The sequence below is a fragment of the Flavobacterium psychroterrae genome, assembly GCF_018380615.1.
Classification (GTDB): domain Bacteria; phylum Bacteroidota; class Bacteroidia; order Flavobacteriales; family Flavobacteriaceae; genus Flavobacterium; species Flavobacterium psychroterrae.
In genome coordinates this window covers 1-17110 of record NZ_JAGYVZ010000029.1, presented here as the reverse complement: position 1 = coordinate 17110, position 17110 = coordinate 1, and the positions used below count along the sequence as shown (strand labels likewise).

The 17110-nt window shown below is 31.2% G+C and carries 16 protein-coding genes; 1 reads left to right on the top strand and 15 read right to left on the bottom strand.

Annotated features, from left to right (window positions below; genetic code table 11):
• The 13 genes from KHA90_RS21620 to KHA90_RS21560 form a co-directional block, all read right to left on the bottom strand.
• Window positions 1-477: a hypothetical protein gene (locus tag KHA90_RS21620; RefSeq protein WP_213306470.1), complete on the bottom strand. Its 477-nt coding sequence runs from the start codon at window positions 475-477 to the stop codon at window positions 1-3.
• Window positions 474-1286: a hypothetical protein gene (locus KHA90_RS21615; protein ID WP_213306467.1), complete on the bottom strand. Its 813-nt coding sequence runs from the start codon at window positions 1284-1286 to the stop codon at window positions 474-476. Before KHA90_RS21615 ends, KHA90_RS21620 begins: the two co-directional genes overlap by 4 nt.
• A gap of 8 nt (window positions 1287-1294) precedes the next feature.
• Entirely contained in the window at window positions 1295-1921 is a 627-nt protein-coding gene (locus KHA90_RS21610; protein ID WP_213306465.1) for a DUF4280 domain-containing protein, read from the bottom strand.
• Between the two features lie 3 nt (window positions 1922-1924).
• Entirely contained in the window at window positions 1925-2857 is a 933-nt protein-coding gene (locus tag KHA90_RS21605) for a hypothetical protein (RefSeq protein WP_213306462.1), read from the bottom strand.
• Window positions 2858-2867: 10 nt separating this feature from the next.
• Window positions 2868-4169 (bottom strand): hypothetical protein, encoded by a 1302-nt coding sequence (locus tag KHA90_RS21600; protein WP_213306459.1) that lies wholly within the window; start codon window positions 4167-4169, stop codon window positions 2868-2870.
• Window positions 4162-4719 (bottom strand): DUF6046 domain-containing protein, encoded by a 558-nt coding sequence (locus tag KHA90_RS21595; RefSeq protein ID WP_213306456.1) that lies wholly within the window; start codon window positions 4717-4719, stop codon window positions 4162-4164. Before KHA90_RS21595 ends, KHA90_RS21600 begins: the two co-directional genes overlap by 8 nt.
• A gap of 16 nt (window positions 4720-4735) precedes the next feature.
• On the bottom strand, window positions 4736-5206 hold the full coding sequence (locus tag KHA90_RS21590) for a hypothetical protein (RefSeq protein WP_213306453.1): 471 nt from the start codon (window positions 5204-5206) through the stop codon (window positions 4736-4738).
• Window positions 5207-5265: 59 nt separating this feature from the next.
• The gene (locus tag KHA90_RS21585) at window positions 5266-5460 is read right to left on the bottom strand and encodes a hypothetical protein (protein ID WP_213306452.1); all 195 of its coding nucleotides are present in this window, start codon (window positions 5458-5460) and stop codon (window positions 5266-5268) included.
• A gap of 442 nt (window positions 5461-5902) precedes the next feature.
• Window positions 5903-7441 (bottom strand): hypothetical protein, encoded by a 1539-nt coding sequence (locus KHA90_RS21580; protein WP_213306450.1) that lies wholly within the window; start codon window positions 7439-7441, stop codon window positions 5903-5905.
• A gap of 177 nt (window positions 7442-7618) precedes the next feature.
• On the bottom strand, window positions 7619-7810 hold the full coding sequence (locus tag KHA90_RS21575; RefSeq protein WP_213306448.1) for a hypothetical protein: 192 nt from the start codon (window positions 7808-7810) through the stop codon (window positions 7619-7621).
• 57 nt (window positions 7811-7867) lie between these two features.
• The gene (locus tag KHA90_RS21570) at window positions 7868-8377 is read right to left on the bottom strand and encodes a hypothetical protein (RefSeq protein ID WP_213306446.1); all 510 of its coding nucleotides are present in this window, start codon (window positions 8375-8377) and stop codon (window positions 7868-7870) included.
• Complete coding sequence (locus KHA90_RS21565) at window positions 8346-9071, bottom strand: hypothetical protein (RefSeq protein WP_213306444.1); 726 nt, start codon at window positions 9069-9071, stop codon at window positions 8346-8348. Before KHA90_RS21565 ends, KHA90_RS21570 begins: the two co-directional genes overlap by 32 nt.
• Before the next feature lie 33 nt (window positions 9072-9104).
• Window positions 9105-9740, bottom strand: a complete 636-nt coding sequence (locus KHA90_RS21560; protein ID WP_213306442.1) for a hypothetical protein — start codon at window positions 9738-9740, stop codon at window positions 9105-9107.
• Window positions 9741-10169: 429 nt separating this feature from the next.
• On the opposite strand from KHA90_RS21560, the gene KHA90_RS21555 reads away from it, so the two are divergent.
• Complete coding sequence (locus KHA90_RS21555) at window positions 10170-13187, top strand: V-type ATP synthase subunit I domain-containing protein (RefSeq protein ID WP_213306438.1); 3018 nt, start codon at window positions 10170-10172, stop codon at window positions 13185-13187.
• A gap of 140 nt (window positions 13188-13327) precedes the next feature.
• Here the strand turns inward: KHA90_RS21555 and KHA90_RS21550 are convergent, their stop codons facing one another.
• Together KHA90_RS21550 and KHA90_RS21545 are read right to left on the bottom strand one after the other, a co-directional pair.
• Window positions 13328-15493: a peptidase domain-containing ABC transporter gene (locus KHA90_RS21550; RefSeq protein WP_244860516.1), complete on the bottom strand. Its 2166-nt coding sequence runs from the start codon at window positions 15491-15493 to the stop codon at window positions 13328-13330.
• Window positions 15494-15826: 333 nt separating this feature from the next.
• Window positions 15827-16819: a hypothetical protein gene (locus KHA90_RS21545; protein WP_213306432.1), complete on the bottom strand. Its 993-nt coding sequence runs from the start codon at window positions 16817-16819 to the stop codon at window positions 15827-15829.
• Between the last annotated feature and the right edge of the window lie 291 nt (window positions 16820-17110).

The following is a 17110-nucleotide window of genomic DNA, read 5'->3' as shown; positions in this document are numbered from 1 at the left end:
TCAATCTTTTAGCATTTGTATTACTATTTTTAGATCTTTACCTGGTTTAACATGAACGCTATCTTTATCAAAAATTAAACCTACATCACCACTTAACGCTTTTGTAATATTGTCCTTGTTCCAAATTCTTTTTTTCTTTTCTTCTTTATCTGAAATATTTTGCGAAAAGTAACTTGTACGAATTAAAAATGAAAAAACATTCCCTTTTCTTATGGGGGCTTTCCATACTTCGTAAAAAAAATAATTTCTATCTTTTTCTTTGATTGAATATATTCTAAATCCTCTTAGTTGTTTGTTTTCAAGCTTCTTAATAATAGATGAATCATTGACTTTGATATCTATAATTACACCGGACTGTTTTTCGTAATCTAAGTCAATATACTCTATTTTCTCTATAGATGCGAGAGGTTGTGTTTTTTTATCTTTGCTGCACGAAACAGCAAATAAAAATAAAAATAGAAATAATAAATTTTTCATAATATTAGAATTTGTTTGGTAATGTTTTCATCTGGATCAAATCCAACATACTGTTGTCGGTCCCCAAATGCTTTTTTATAATCGTCTTTATACATAGCTGAAAATGCAAAGCCCTGTTTGTCTAAATTTGCTTTCAAGCGAAAGGAAATAAATTTCCAGTTTTTATCAACGAGTGTTTGATGAGTATAAGCTCTTGTTTCAGGAAACATATGTTTATATTTTCCCCCATATTTTATTAGATCTTCTAAATGGTTATGTTCGTGAGAACAAATGCTCATAATATCATATCCGGTGTCTAAATTAAGACCTATGTGACCGTAAACTATCTGTATGTCAGCTTCACCTTTTTTTAAATATTCTGAATTATTAGAAACTCCTCCCAATTTAGTTTCAGCATATCCAGAGTCACCGTCTGTAATTGTTTTATATTTTAATTCATTTAAATTATAACCAGCTTCTGTGTAGTAATGATTATAAACTTTTCCGGCTAGTTTTGAGCGTGTTTCAATTGATAAAACAGTAATTATATTGCCATATTGACCGCCTATTTTACTATTTATTATATTCCCTTTGCCATTAAAAGATACTTTTTTGTCATAAAAATCTTTGGGAAGATTGTTCCTGGAATAGGGATTTTGGATAAAATCCCTTCCCAAGATATAAATTTCTTTTTTACTTTGTTTAGTTGCCCCCAAATAATTTCCTGACATATCAAAAAAATCTCCCTCTACTGGATTACTGATTTTTAATGTAATGTTTTGAAAGTTTGTACTTCCATTGATTTTTTTTAATCGAAGTGTTATATCCATAGTTAATTTTATTTATGAGGTTCAATTTTTATAACTTCTTTTAATTCTGCAAAACCATCTTCATTAACTATTCCACTTAAACTAATTTCTTTTATGCCTTCGTTGACATCTTTACCATCTTTTTCGTCTACAATTATAGTAATTCTTTCTCCGACTTCATAATTAACAGTCTTAACGAGAAGGCTTATTTTTTCATCATAAGAAGCATTTTTTATATTGTTTTTTAAATCTCCAGTCATCCAGGCAGCACTAATAATTTGTTTTGTTTTTATAACTTCCGGGGCTGAATAATTCTCAAATACCACAATTTTAGATCCGGTTTGTTGTGGATCTGTAATACTAATCTCTCCTCCAATAGTACATTTTAAGGTTGAGGTTTGTAAAAGAGCTTTTTTATCTCCTTCGAATACATTACTTGCAGGTTTTTCCCATTTAGGCACTAAAGCAGGACTACATGTTTTTTGAGTTATTGCACAGATTCCAGTAAGAGGAACCGTGAAAGTTATATCACTATCGGTGGCCATCAATTTTTCCTGAATAAAAATGCTGTTTTGAGATTTTACGTCTAAAACGCCTCCTGTACCACCTTGATTGCAGACACATAACGCACCTTTACATACATATTTGGTAGCCATAATTTAATTGATTTTTACTTTTTCTCCGCTTATAATAGTATCTCCTGTGGCATTAATATTGATTTTTTCAGTCGATTTAATATTTATATTTTTTGCTTCGATGTTAATATCTCCTTCAGTTTTTATAGTAATGGCTGTTTTACCTTTCAGTTCAATTAAATTTTTATCATTTTTCTTTAATTGAATGCTGTCATTTTCACTATTTAATTCAAAAACTAATTTTTCCGCTTCTTGATCATCAAATAAAACACAAGAAATTTTACTCTGATCTATTGTGAGAGCACTTTGTTTTTTACCCTCAGGATTATTTAATTTTAAAGTAGCTTCACCTTTTTTTAAGGTTAATGCAAGACATTCTTTTATTTCGTTGTCTTTAATAGCGTTAAAAGTCGTTGTAAGACTTTCAGATGTAAAGTGTGTAATGGCTAATGGTTTTTCATCATCATCAAAATAGCTGACTTTAAAGTTTCTATCTTTATTGAATTCTATTTTGGCAACATCAGTGATTTTTGTTTCATTAGTTTCAGTTATTAAATCTGTTTTTATATAACGTATTTGTAATATTTCACCATCGCTACTATAATCAAAAAGTAATTTTGGTTCACTTGTAGCTTGAATTCTTCCCATCAATCTGTCAACTTCAGAAAACTGCGAAATAAATGCACGAGTTTCTACTCCGTCAATTATTGTGGCTAAAACCCAACTGTCTTTTTTAGGAATTGTTACAATTCCTTGTTCCAAGTCCAGAATTGAAGCTTTTAATCGTACATTTTTAATGATTGCGCCATCAGCTCGCATAATGTTTACGGTATATGCATCTTCCGGATTATGAAGTGATTCTACTTCTTTATTTATTTCGATGACTTTTGCCGCAAAAGTTTCGATAATTTGATTTTTACCGGCAACATCTTTTATTAAATCTGTTATATTTCCCATTTATGTTTTTTTAGATTACTTCTACTCTTCTGCCTATAAAAATCCTTTGTCTGTAGCCGTTTTCGCCGTAGCTTCGTTCAACTTTCTCCACCTGAAATGTTCCGTTTTTTTCTTTATCCTTTGCGTTTTCAAGAATTACTTTGTCTGTCGGTCTTACAAACGGTTCTCCAAATGTGAGAAAAGAGCCTTCAAATCCGCTAGGTTTAGATTCCATTGCCCTTAAAGCGGCATATTGATACAATTCTGAAGCTACTTTAGTGGCTGCATTTTCAAAAGCTTCAAGATCTTTCGGTAAATCGTCAGTATCATTATGCAAGACATGAGTTTTTATTAATTGACCATTTGGATCGCCCAGTTCAATATAAATTGGGGTATTTGAATTTTTAAAATATTTTTCAACTCGTATGCGGGTGTTTTTAGTAGATTCCTTGACAACTACTAATTTATCTTCGATAATATTATACCGAAATCTAAAAGTTGCTTTTCCTAAAAAACCTCCGGTAACGGTTTGAACAATTTTATTCAACTTCGAACTTAACAGACTAAGTCCCTGATTAATTAATTTTTTAACAAGTGCTCCTGCTAGCGGACTTTTAATGAAATTTCGATCAATAAAACCTGCTAATTCAGCTATTGTATGTTCTTGCGGATTGTTGGTAATCGTTAGTACTGGTGCTAGATCTTCTATTTTGAAATAAGTATAAATTCCTTTGTCTTTTAACATCTCAAAAACCTGAGCCAGACTATGATTTCTATTAATCAAGATATTTCCTAACTCTTCGTCAAGCGCGTTTATTTTAAAAGGTAAATTGAGTTCTTTGATTCTTCTTTCGAAGAAAGTTTTCGGATTAAAATTCTCAACATTTGTTGTTGGATTTGTTGACACAATATTCAAAACGTCATTTTTGTCCTGAACATCATCATCCTTTACCGCTTTTACTTTTTTAAAAGCATACATCGCATCTTCACAAGATATCGTTGCGTTTGTATCTGATTGTACTCCGGTGATATAACCTCTAAATGCAGGTTTGTAATTACCATCATAACCTAAAAATATTTCTATAAAATTTTCCAGTTTAAAAAAGTCGTGAATGGTTTTTTGTTCACCGCTTGCATTTGCAAATAAGCTTTGATCAAATCCTTTTGTATCAGTATATACTTTTTGCGGCATTATAATAGTTGCCGTATCGGTAAGGGTTTTGTACGAACTACTTATCGCTACATTTTTTACATACGTAAATTCATAAAACTTTGGCGTAGGGATAAGTCCTATTGTTTCGTGAACTCTAATTTTAGCATTTAGTTTAAGCATTGTCTCTAATTATTAGTTCAACAGTTTCATCTGATGTGGCACTGGCAGTGAATTTTTGAATATTTTTTGTTCCTGAAATAGAAGGGATTGAGTAAGAATCAATAACTAATTCATAAATACCAAAACGGTTCAGGATTGCATGGGTAATTCGTAAAGAATATGGGGCATTTAAGAATTGTTTCAGGAGGAAAAGTTTTTCTTTCGGATATTCATCGCCTGTTTCATTGGCAATTAATCCTTCGATAGAAATACTAAAATCACCATTTGTAATATGTTCCTTGATTGTTGAATCTCTTCCTTCAACTCCTTCTTTCTTAATGGTTTTTGAACGATTTAGATTTACAGTAACAGCATCAATTCGAAGACTTGGTAAATTAAGATCACTTTTTATAAGAGGTTCAAAAACCAAAGGAGCAAAAACTCTCAGATTAAATTCGCCTCCGGTTTTATCAATAATAAAATCTTTTGATTCTGAGTCGTTATAATTAATGCCCATATATTCGGTTTCTTTAGTGTTTAAAATTTCGTTTACGTTAAAATTGAATTTCATAATTATTTATTTTATTTTAATTTGAAAATGTTTGTGCAAATGCAGTCATAAGCGTGTTTTCCATTCTTTTTTCGGTATGTTTTTGTAACCAAAGTGCTTCTTCGAGTAATTTATAAAACTCATCTATGGATAATTGATAGGGATCTACCTGAAAAGCAGCTCTGATAAGTGCAGCCGATTTTTTGAATTCATCTTTTTGTGGCATTGCATCAATTGTAAATTCACTATCCTTTTTGATAAGAGCTACAATAGAATTTCCAGCAGAAAGCATGAATTCGTCGTCATATTTTTCTTGATCCAATACACATTCCTTAAATAAAAATAAGATCGCTTCATGCGGATTATCCTTGTATTTATTTTGGTAGTTTAAAAAGGTATTGAATGATGGTTTTTTGCAATAAGTTGTGATTAATTGATCGTCTGATGTCAATTTTAATATTGTTCCGTATTTTTCTTTTAGTTTTTCTATGGATATTTCGTCTGCCATTTTTATGGTTTTAGAGGTTTTATTTTAAGCTGAAATAAGTTTGATAATTGATTGAATATCTAAATGTTGCTGTCTCTGCTTTCTTTTTTTATAGCATCGGAAAGGCTTTCACTTTTCTCGGAAACATTTAGAGGTGTAATATTGAAACTCTCTATAAAAATGCTCGCTTCAGATGTTTGTCCCAAAGGATTTTTGAAATTACTCATGTCGGGTGTTTTAGGCGTTTCTCCTAAATCTCTTGGTGTATAATCCATGATTGGTTTAGTGTTTAATAGTTGATATGATAATTAAGGATAAGCTCAAAGTTGAGGTTTGGACTTTCTAAATACACTTAAAGTAGGAGGTAATTTGCGTGTATATTAGAGCGACTATTGTAAAAATTACAGTACGTAAAAGTAGGGCAGAAGAGTGTGAAAAACGAAAAATTTAACCTTCGTTTTCAGTAGTTTCAGTAGAAATAAAATGCGTATAAGTATTTGTTTTTTAGGTTATTATGATTTTTTATAATCCGCAATTTACAGGTTGTGAGGAAGTGTGATTTAATTTTGTACTATTTATTATTCTGAATATTTCCGTTTAATAAAAATACACCGAAGTCTAAAGTATTTAAGCGCTTTAGTAAACTTCGATGTATTAATAGAAAAGAATATGATTTATGATAGAAAACGATTTTTATTTTCTTATTTCATATAAAAATTAGTAGGTAATCATTAATATTCCGGTTGATGTGCGATAAACATCTCCGGCAATTAAACCGCCTGCTAAAGCTGCTGAGTTACCTTCGTAAACTGGTGCAGTTCCTAAATTTAGTCTGCCAACCAGAGATATTTTTGATTCTTTTGCAATAAATTTATTTCCGATATTTATGATTCCGGAAGCCTGGGCATCAGATACAACTCCTTCTGAACCAATATAAATATTGCTGTTTCCTGTTGTTACGTATCTTCCTGCAGCTTTTCCAATACCAATATTAGCAGCTCCTGTTGTTATAGCTCCCAAAGAATAGTTGCCAAACGCATTATTTGAATTTCCAGATGTATTCAACCCCAGAGCAGTATGTCCAACAGCTGTATTAGAAAAGCCTGCCGTATTGTAACGCAAAGCGAAGGTGCCAATAGCTGCATTTTTATCAGTACTTGTAGCATCAGACATACAATATGCTCCAATAGCAGTGGATTGCCCTAATCCAGATATCATAGTGGATAGCGAATTACAACCAATTGCTACATTGTATTGAGATGTTTGGTTTTTTGTTAATGCATATCCACCAACTGCGGTGTTAGCATAACCTGAAGTATTATTGCTCAATGCATTTCCTCCAAAGGCATCGTTGTAAGATCCTGTTGTATTTGCGTTTAAGGCAAAATCTCCTAATCCGGTATTTGATTCTCCTGTGGTATTTGTTTCTAGTACTCCAAAGCCAATACCAGTATTACTTGAACCACTGGTGTTTGCAGATAACACATTAACACCAAAGGCTGTATTTGAAATTCCGGTGCCTTCACCCTGACCAATTCTAACGCCATTTATAAGTTTATCAGCGCCCCCAAGTTCTTGCAAAGATGTATTGTCAACTATACCTGACTGTGTTTTAGAAGCCGGTGTTCCTTCGCTTAGATCACTTAATGTGGCTACTTCATAAGTTCCGGCAGGTCTGTTAATGCTATTAAAGGTGTAATTAACTTTATTGTCTCCCAATTTTAAATTTATTGCAGTGTCTTTGCTGAAGTAAGAATATTCACCCTCAACAGCATCAAGATTGGTAATGCCAATTCTACCAGTGTAATCACCATTAATTCCAAAGTTTAATTGCGACCTACTGTTATAATCTTGAAAATAAACTTCATTAAATGACATGCCGCCAGTTTTCTGGAAAGAGATACTGCTATAATTTGCTGATCCTCCCGCCATACCCGTAACCTGATCTTGTCCGTTCCAAAGACTTATTGTTTTGTCAAATCCGTCATTTCCGGATGCTAAAATCTCGTTTAAAGTTGAGGTTTGATTACTAATAACCAGATTTCCAGATCCCAATATTGGTTGTCCGTTAATGGTTTTAAAATCATCTTTGTCAGGCTTTGTTAAAAGCAATTCGCTTAAATTTTCGACGTCTTGTACAGGAACTTTTACATCTTTATGACGAAATGAATCCCAGGTATCCCAAAATTGAGTTTGTGTAGGTTTTAAACCCGTTTTGAACCATTGTTTTATGGTGTCTAATGTTTGTATTGCCATATTTTTTCTTTTAAAATTATGTGATGTTTTTAGCACGGAAAAATTTTACCTTTCCGGATATATACCCAAGAGCTTATAAAAGTTATCTTCTTTAGAATCTTGGGTATATTTTGTTTAATTGTAATAACAGTCATTTAACTGATGAAGATCTTTTTTTTAAGCTTCCTGAACCTGTTTTTACTTTTCTTCGTTCGAAAACAAAGGCGTAATACTTGGTAATACGGCCGATAAAAACAAACCAATTAATTTAATTTTGTTGATGGTTATCAATGAAAAACCTGCTTCTTGTAAAAGATCGAATTTAGTATCAAGAAAGCCAGTTAAGACAATTAATAGACTGGCAATTACTGCAATTTTGGTTTTGTTCATGTAATATTAGGTTTAAGTTTATTTGAATAGTAAAGTTCATGACGTAAGTGTATTTTATTACCAGGTAGATAAAGCGGTACGAACCCAAGTGTTTGCTGCAGTACATACATAAATATGAGTACGGGTTATTCTTACTTCACCTTCAACGCCTTTTTCGATGGCAGATGCAGGAGCAGTAACATCAGAAAAATTAACCTGAAAACTACCTGTGCTATTGATAGAGAATAGATTACTTGAAGGCGAATAGCCTCCGGAACTTGCTTTAGAAACTACAAACGGTGTTGAAGTGCTTGTGGATTGTATGTAAATCGCTGGACCTTTTGAGCTTTTTGCAAGCTCTATCATTGGTCTTGACGAAGCCGAAGTGCCGTAAATTCCAATTGCACCTTCTTGATTGTTAAACGATATTGCGGAGCCTTGTGAGTATTTTATAGCCTGTAGCTGTGCCATTCCTTGAGATCCTTCGGAGTCTAATAAAAGCATACCGTATTGATAATTACCGGAACTCTGGTTGTAAATACCAATATTAGTATTGTTAATCTTCAAACCTACACCATTTGTAGTCATATCGATTAGCTTTTCTATTAATAGATCCGCCTCCATCGTCTTGAAGTATTTTTAAATTATCTCCTTGTGAATTTGTAATAAAGTTTCCCGCATTGATTACAGATTGCAAAGTAGAAGTAGCGGCATTTTGAGACAATGCGATATTTCCATTTATATCAGCAAAATTGCCATTAACAGATATTGGTAAAGTTCTGGTATAGTAGCTGGAAATAGGTTTTGGAAATTTTAATTCGAATCCAATATTAACACTATTGCTTTCTGGTGCTTGTAACGAATATTTTATACTTGAATCTGCATAGGTGGTTTGAATAGATCTTCCTTCATTATCCGGGGATTGTTGTTTATAGTATTGAAAACCTCTGTCAGGATAAATAAAACAGTAAGCCGTAAAAGGATTGTCAGAATAACTTGCCCCATTTGTTGGGTAGCTGGCATTAATAACGTAAGGATTATTTACATCTCCAGATCCATTTACAGTTACATTATAACCAGCCGTAATATTAGCTGATGATTTACTGCCAAAACTACTTTTAGGCATAAACTTCACAACTTTATCTTCGCCCCATACAAGTATGCTATCGTTTGTAAGGCCTTTTTTTACTGTGTTTAATTGTAATGGTTTAGTTGTAATCTGATTTTGTGCGCTTGCCATCATCCCAATGATGAACATGCATAATATAATTGCTTTTTTCATATTGATTATTTTCATATTATTTTTTATAATGTTTTATTTAATTTTTATTTCGTTTGAGATTATAAATTCTTCAGAATCGTCCAGGCCTCCAACAGTATCTGTTAATTTAATAATAGTGCCAGGAGTTAATTCAAGCCATGTTACCCATGATTGTGGGTAGACACCACTAGGCCATGCGCTGGAAAATTCGGTTTCACCTGGTCTTTTATACAGGAGATAAATACCATTGTATACACCACAGCTGTATGATCGTAGTAATACTTCATCATTAAGTTCATAAGTAATAACATCACCGTAATGTTGATCGTCAAATTTAAATGATACAATTCTCCCTACTATATTATTTGATTTAGTAAAACTGCTCATCAAATTTGTATCTCCGCCATAATACGTTGCTTCGCTAAGAAAATTACCTTCACAATATCCTATTACGCTATCGCCTATTTCTAATTCATTACCTGTATTGGGGTGAACTTTAAAAATCATGAACTGTCCGGATGGAATAATTTTATCTCCGGCTAATAATTTTTCAATCCCATCTATGTCTTTCACATGAACTTTTTCATATTTATGTCGGAATGAATCCCAAGTGTCCCAAAATTGTGACTGTGTCGGTTTTAATCCAGTTTTAAACCATTGTTTTATGGTATCTAATTTTTGTATCGCCATTTTTTCTGCTTTTAAATTGTATAATTTAATTATTGATCTGATGCATTTTTTAATCTGGATTTTTTTAATAATTGATCCAAAATAGGAGAATTACCTTTGTCAGGAATTTTAGGCATTTTAGTAATGCCTTTTAAAAATAGATAATCCATAATGGCTATTGTTTTAGTATGATTAATATGAAGTGAGTTGGTATTTTTTGTAAAAATGAGAGGAGAATTTGCATCTTAATACGATATAAAAGCAACTTCACTATTTTATTTTGAGGGTGTAAAAGTAGAACAGAACAATAGAAAAAGAACAAAATAAAACCTTCTCTATTCAGTAGTTTCAGTAAAAGAATAACTTGCTGAAACTACTGAATACAAGTGAGTTGTAATTTTAAAATCACAAACTTGCATAGTACTTTTACACTCAGAAAAACAACTAGCGATGAGTAAAAATTCAATTCATAATTTTAATCTTTCAATAAAAAACAGTGCTGATATAAAAAGCTCAGAACATTTAACTAAAACAATAATAAAAGAGTTAGCCAAAGTTTCAAAAGAAATGGGCGAGCAAAAAGATATTGTACAAATGTGGCAAGAGCAAAAAAATCAAAATGCTGCTCTTGTTGCAAACAATTTCAATTCCTTATCCGGAGAAGGCGCTATCAATACCACTGATAAAACAATCAAATTGATAAGCAATACTTCTTCGGATTCTGAGGAAAAAACCACTAACTATAATAACATGACTTCAAGTACTCTAATCGAAGGTGGCGTTACTGATAACTCCGGGAAAACTACAACGAGTTCTTCTGCATCAGAAAACAATACTCCTTCGAATTTAAGAGTAGAAAACAATACTCTGAATTTTAGCCATGGCGCAACATCTCAAACTTATGCCAGTGTTGCATCACAACAAACTATAACAGTACCTCAAACAGTCGATGCGGATAGTGTTAAGCCAACTATAAAAGCTATTAAAGCGACAATCAGGAAAAAATTAAATGCTGCTATTAAAAAAAATCTTACTGCAGAAATAGCATATTGGAGAAATATTTCTAAAGCTTTTCAACAAGGAGCAAAGGTTCAGGATTTTAATGGCAAAGATGGTCAGGAGCTTTTTACAAAAATGTATTTTGAATTACAAAAATGGCGTCTCGCTATAATTGAGCAGGATACAATTAATAATATAAATTGGACAGAAGTAAGTGACTTCATGGTTTTGAAACTATTGCAATTATCCAAAGAAGAAACAAATGAAAATTTGAAAGGATATTACAACAGAATGATCCGGGAAATTAAAAATCCAGATGTAAACATTCATCAGCTATTTTCAGAGCATGACGAACTCTTCTTATTATTAAAATCAGTGTTTCCTAATTTACCCGGAAAAATAACGATACAAAGTAAAAAAGTAATATATCCTGATTTAAGTCCTCAAAAAATGTATCCTGACATTGGGGTAGAAAATATGTATTTTATCTGGTCACGAACTTTGTTGAATGAGGTAGAGATTAAATATGGTAAAGGTGAAATAAAAAGTGATATATACTTTGTTTATCCCCCATTAAAAACAGGTCAATGGTATGATTATGACAGAATCAAAAATCCAACAAAAGAAGGATCGACTTTTTGGAATGCCTCCTTGTATAATACCATAAATGGGCAGCATTATTTTTATCATACAATTGCACAACGTCACGCTTATTATCAATTCGTTGATGCCTATTTAAAGACGAAAGGTATAATATCTGAATGGTTTGATGCTGCGGCACGAGTAACAATGGGCTCTATTAAAACGGCGATAGATGGAGAAATGGCATTGGGAGCTTCAGAAATGCCTTTAAATCTTTGGTTCTTATCTAATCAAACTGATGAATTCTTAAAAGGAGGAAACAGGTATTTATTTTCTGATAATATGAATAATGTAAAACTACTTTTAGAAGGAAAAGGAAAACTAAGTGGAGAATTTATAGACGCTAAAGGAAATAAACAAAGTTTTAAAAATTTATCTCAACAAGAATTAGACTTCAAATTAGTAGAATTTGAACAATCTGTAGTTCAGGATTTTATAAATTCTTCTTTTGATAATTTAAATAATAGTTTTCTAAAAAAATCATTAGATGAAGTTTCAGAAACTACTGGTAATAGAGATTTTGATGCTATTATAGAACAAATTAATGACAATTTTACACTTTGGATGGCTCCGGATCTGTCGGAAGATATCATGCAAAAACATTTTACTAAAAATGGAAAATCAACTTTTAATTTTGCGAAATACGATGACAGGGTAAAGCTTGGGCAAGTGATGGTTAAAGAATTGTATTATTTAAAATTGAGAGATGCTTTTAAAATGGATACTTTTGATAAAATACTTAAAGATCCTATGAAAAATAGCATAGAGACTTTCAAGTATTTTAGGATTGACCAAAAAACAGCAGTAAAAGAGGAGTCAAAACACCTAAAGGATTACAAATTATTAGAGCGCCTATCAAGAATAAAAAGTAAACTTACTGAAAAATCAATCTATATATTGTCAAATTTAGATGAGGTGGTAATACTTTATTTAAATACCAAAATATCAAAAATTGAAGAAATAATATATTCAATAACTGATATTGGAGAAGAAGTTGTAGATGACTTAACAGAACTTTACTATGAAATTAACGAAGAATTTGAAAAAACAAGAATAAACGATCATTATAGTAAAATATATGTAGATGTAATTGAAAATTTACATGGTGATATAAATGAAATTCATAAAATTAGAGAAAATTTAAGGGGAAAGATAGGTGAAAAAATAATAGAAAAAGGAATTAAAATAGGTGCAAAAATCGCACAAGAAATTACTGATTTACCTAACGAAATAGCAGGAAGTGTCTTGGCTAAAACAGCAGAACGCATTTATTCGGGTGTTAAAAAACTGAATGAAAATGATAAACAACTATTATTTACAAAAAGTTATGAAGCTACAGTTGCTATTTTGCTTTATGAATTTGCAACAGGTGAAGGTTTACAAAATCGTAATTTTGATTTTCATCAACATAAATTTGCGCAAGCAATTTTAGAAAACCGAATGATTAAGGAAATCATGGAGGAAACTTTAAAATTATTGAGGCAAACCAATTACGACTTTGTTAATAAACCTGATAGTCAGGAATTAAAAATTGATTTAGAGTTTAGTCCAACTTTAACTTATGCCATTGAAAGTCTTGACAAACATTTCGATTCTAATTTAGCACAAATATTTATAGGCGGAGCCTTTGCTTTAGTACGAATAAGAAATGCAAAATTAGAAGGATATGTATATAATGAAACATCCAGAGAATCATTATTGCTTCATTTAAGTATTGGAGATCTGAAAAGAAAAGGCGATCAAAGTGAAGAACGCAGGCTGTCTAGTATTGTACAAAGAATTTATTTTACTTTTAATTTGCCAAAAGAAATAGTTAATATCAAATAGATCTTCCCGAAGATGATAAGGAAATATCGAATTTAATAGCTCCTTAAAAGTGAATTATAACAAAAAAATCCTGTAAACAGCGTTTACAGGATTTTTTTTGTGGAGTCGCCGAGGCTACAATCGAACATATTATTCCTATTTTAATTTCCTAGCTCTAATTGATTTTTTACTAAATTAAAATAGCTGGCTCTATTTGAAACTAATTCTTGATGATTACCATTTTCAACAATTTCTCCGTCCTTAAGAACAATTATATTGTCAGCATTTTTTACGGTACTTAAACGATGCGCAATAATTACAACTGTTTTTCCTTTAAAGAATTCTTGAAGATTATCATGAATAATTTTTTCATTTTCGGCATCCAAAGCACTAGTAGCTTCATCAAAGAAAATATAATGAGGATTTTTATAAACTGCACGAGCAATTAAAATTCGCTGTTTTTGACCTCCTGAAATTCCATTACCAGATGCCCCAATTTTAGTATTATATTTTAGTGGCAACGCTTCTATGAAGTTTTCAATATTAGCAATTTTCACTGCCATTTTAAGTTTTTCATCATTTATACTTTCATCACCTGTAGCAATATTTCGCTCTATAGTATCAGAAAAAATGAAGCCATCCTGCATTACGACACCACAGCTTTGTCTTATTGATTTAGGCGAAATATCATGTATGTTATTGGAGTTGTAAAATATGGAACCGGTTGTTGGAGTATAAAATTTTAATAGCAATTTCATCAAGGTAGTTTTACCACTGCCGCTTGATCCAACAATGGCAGTAATTTTGCCTTCGGGAACAAATAAATTGATATTCTTTAAAATATAAGGGGATTTTGGACCTTCATATTGAAAATTAACATGCTCGAACATTATACCAAGAATAGGAGATTTACTATTTACAGTATCTAATTTCATAAGTCTTTCTTCTTCTTCATCAGGATGATTTTGTACTTCATTTAATCTTTCTAAACTTAATTTTGCTTCTTGTAATGAACGAAAAAAAGTAATTAATTGATTTATGGGAGCATTCATTTGACCAATGATATATGACACACTTAACAATTGGCCTAAACTCATAGATCCCTTTACTACATAAGAAGCTGCAAGAAAGGTTACAAGTATGTTTTTTAATTGATTTAAAAACTCAAAACCCGACAGCTGAAATTGATCCAGTTTTAAAATTCTAATATTTGTTCTAAAAAGTTTTTGTTGAATTTTTTCCCATTCATTACGTTTGAAATCTTCAAATTGATTAAGTTTCATTTCTGTTACTCCATTAATGATTTCTAAAATGGATTCTTGATTTTCGCTTCGCTGTTGAAAATGAAAATAATCTAATACTTTTCTTTTACGCAACCAATAAAAAGACCAAGCGATTGAAAGAATAGTTAAAATTAAATAGACCTCCAAGATTTTAAAATCATAATACCAAAGTACACCAAAGAAAACCGAAAAGGTCATCATGGAAAAAAATGTAACCAAACTTTGGGAAGTCAAGAAATGTTCTATTTTCTCGTTATCTTGTATACGCTGTGCAAAATCCCCAGTCATTTTTGAATCAAAAAATTGAACGGATAAATTCAATATTTTTTTGAGATAATCTGAAATAATAGTAATACTGATTTTTGTACCTACAAAAAGCATTATAGAATTTCGAATAATTTCTATAGTGATAGATCCTAAAAAGAGTCCTAACTGAGCTAATAAAATAAGAGTGATAAAGCTCATATTCTTTTTATTAACCCCATTATCAATGAGACTTTGGGTAAGAAATGGAAATATTAAGGTTAAACCACTCCCCAACAAAAGCATAAAAAACAATAATATGAATTTTTTTTTATAAGGGATGAGATAGCTTAAAATATACTTAACGGATAGTTTTTCTATTTTTTGAGGAATTTTTTTGTAAAACTCTTCAGTAGGTTCAAGAAATAAAGCCACTCCTGTATTGGCATCAGAAAACCAAGCTTTGTTAAATTTTTCTTGATTTAATGAAATAAAGCCATGTCCCGGATCGGCTATAGTAAAGAGCTTTTTCTTTGTAAAACTATTGGTAGATATTTTTGATAAAACTACAAAGTGATTTTTATTCCAATGAAGAATACAAGGCAATTGCATTTCTTGGAGTTCTTCGACGGTTAGTTGTGCGGAAACAGTTTCGAATCCTATTCGTTGCGCAGCCTCAGTTATCCCTAATAAAGAAACTCCTTCACGGCTGATGAAGGAGTGATCTCTTAAAAATCGTAGACTGTAGTTTTTCTTGTAAAAACTGGCTATCATTGAAAGGCATGCAGGACCGCAGTCCATTTGATCTTGTTGATGGGTAAAATTCACTTATTCTATACTACTTAATTCAGTCACTAGAGCTATACCATGATTTTTATATATTTCGCTAAGTATATACAAACCAATCTCATCATCCCAGTCCTCATCTAATTTTGATAATAAATCACTAATCTTTATGGGGTCTCCAATATTAATGGCATCAATTAAAAATTTTATACATTCAAAATTATTTAGCTCAATTTTAATTCCTCTTACAAAAACATGTAGTTTTTCATTATCAATAGATGTTTTATAAAGAATTTTATAAGGTTTGTCCAGCTCTATATAATCGTCAAAATTAAATAAATTGTATTTTTATTTAGGAAATGGACTAGTTCTATATCCAGCATTACTGTATAATGAATAACGGAGATCTTTATAGGTTTCTCTCATGACATCTTTAAAACTTAAATTTTCTAAGTCTTTAGGTATGTCAAATAAATCTAAAGTTTTTTCTACAGAACTTGTATCGTCCAGATCGTTTTTATCTGCCTTTAGATTAACATCTGTCACTTTTAAAACTTTTTCTTGAAATAAAGATTGTAGTCGCTTTGCAAAATCAAGATTTGAGCGATTATAACACCAGCAACCAATGGCAATTGACAAATCATCTTGGGTGCCTACATGATATAAATCCTCTGGCATGAAATATAAATCACCTTCATCTATTACATGTTTATTTGCATGAGGTATGTAGTTGGCAATGTCATAATTATTATATATTTTTTCCCCAACGAGATCTAAATATTTTTCTGTATCCCATGTATACATTGTTTTGCTTCCTGGACCAAGATGAAAATGAATCACACTTTTTCCGGGTAAATCTTTGTGTATCCCCAGCGGAGTTTTGTCATAATTACCTACAAATAATGTAAAAATAACTCCCTCTGTTGGCATTCCTATTTTTTTTAGCAATGGACCTAACTTTAGTGCTATGGATTTTGATAAGTCTAAATTAAATCGTTCCGCCTGATTGATTAACATTCCAAATTTTTCATTCCCAAATGTTCTGTTTGTCCAATCTTGAAGGCTTTCATCCTTTTTAGGAGGAGAATTATAAATTTCAACCATTTCATTACTCGTAAGCAAAGTACCTCCTTTGTACACTCTGTATCCATAATCTTGAGTTCTTAATTTAGCCAGATCAGATATAATCTCAAGTATATAAGTTTGCATTAAATTGGTTTCCTCTTTAGAAATACAATTTTTAATGACTTTTGTTTCAGACATATTATTTGTAACCTCTAAAAAATCATCCCACCAGTTTGACTCAAATTTGCCTTGAACTTCTTCTGTTATATTTTTCATGTTTTCTTAATTACTTATTTTTATTTTTTTAATACCATGATTTTTATGGATTTCACTTATTAAATACAACCCTATATCTTCATTCCAGTCGCTATCTAGTTTTTTAAGCAAATCATTTACTCTTAAAGGTTTTTCTGTATTAATTTCATCTATAAATCCTTTAATGGATATTCTGGATAAAGTGAGCACCTAATTCTGGATAAAAGTGAGCAGTATAAATGAACTCAAAAAGGTGTCTAAAAAGTAGTTTAAAAATATAAAATTATTTTATTCTATTAGTTGTTTTTCTAT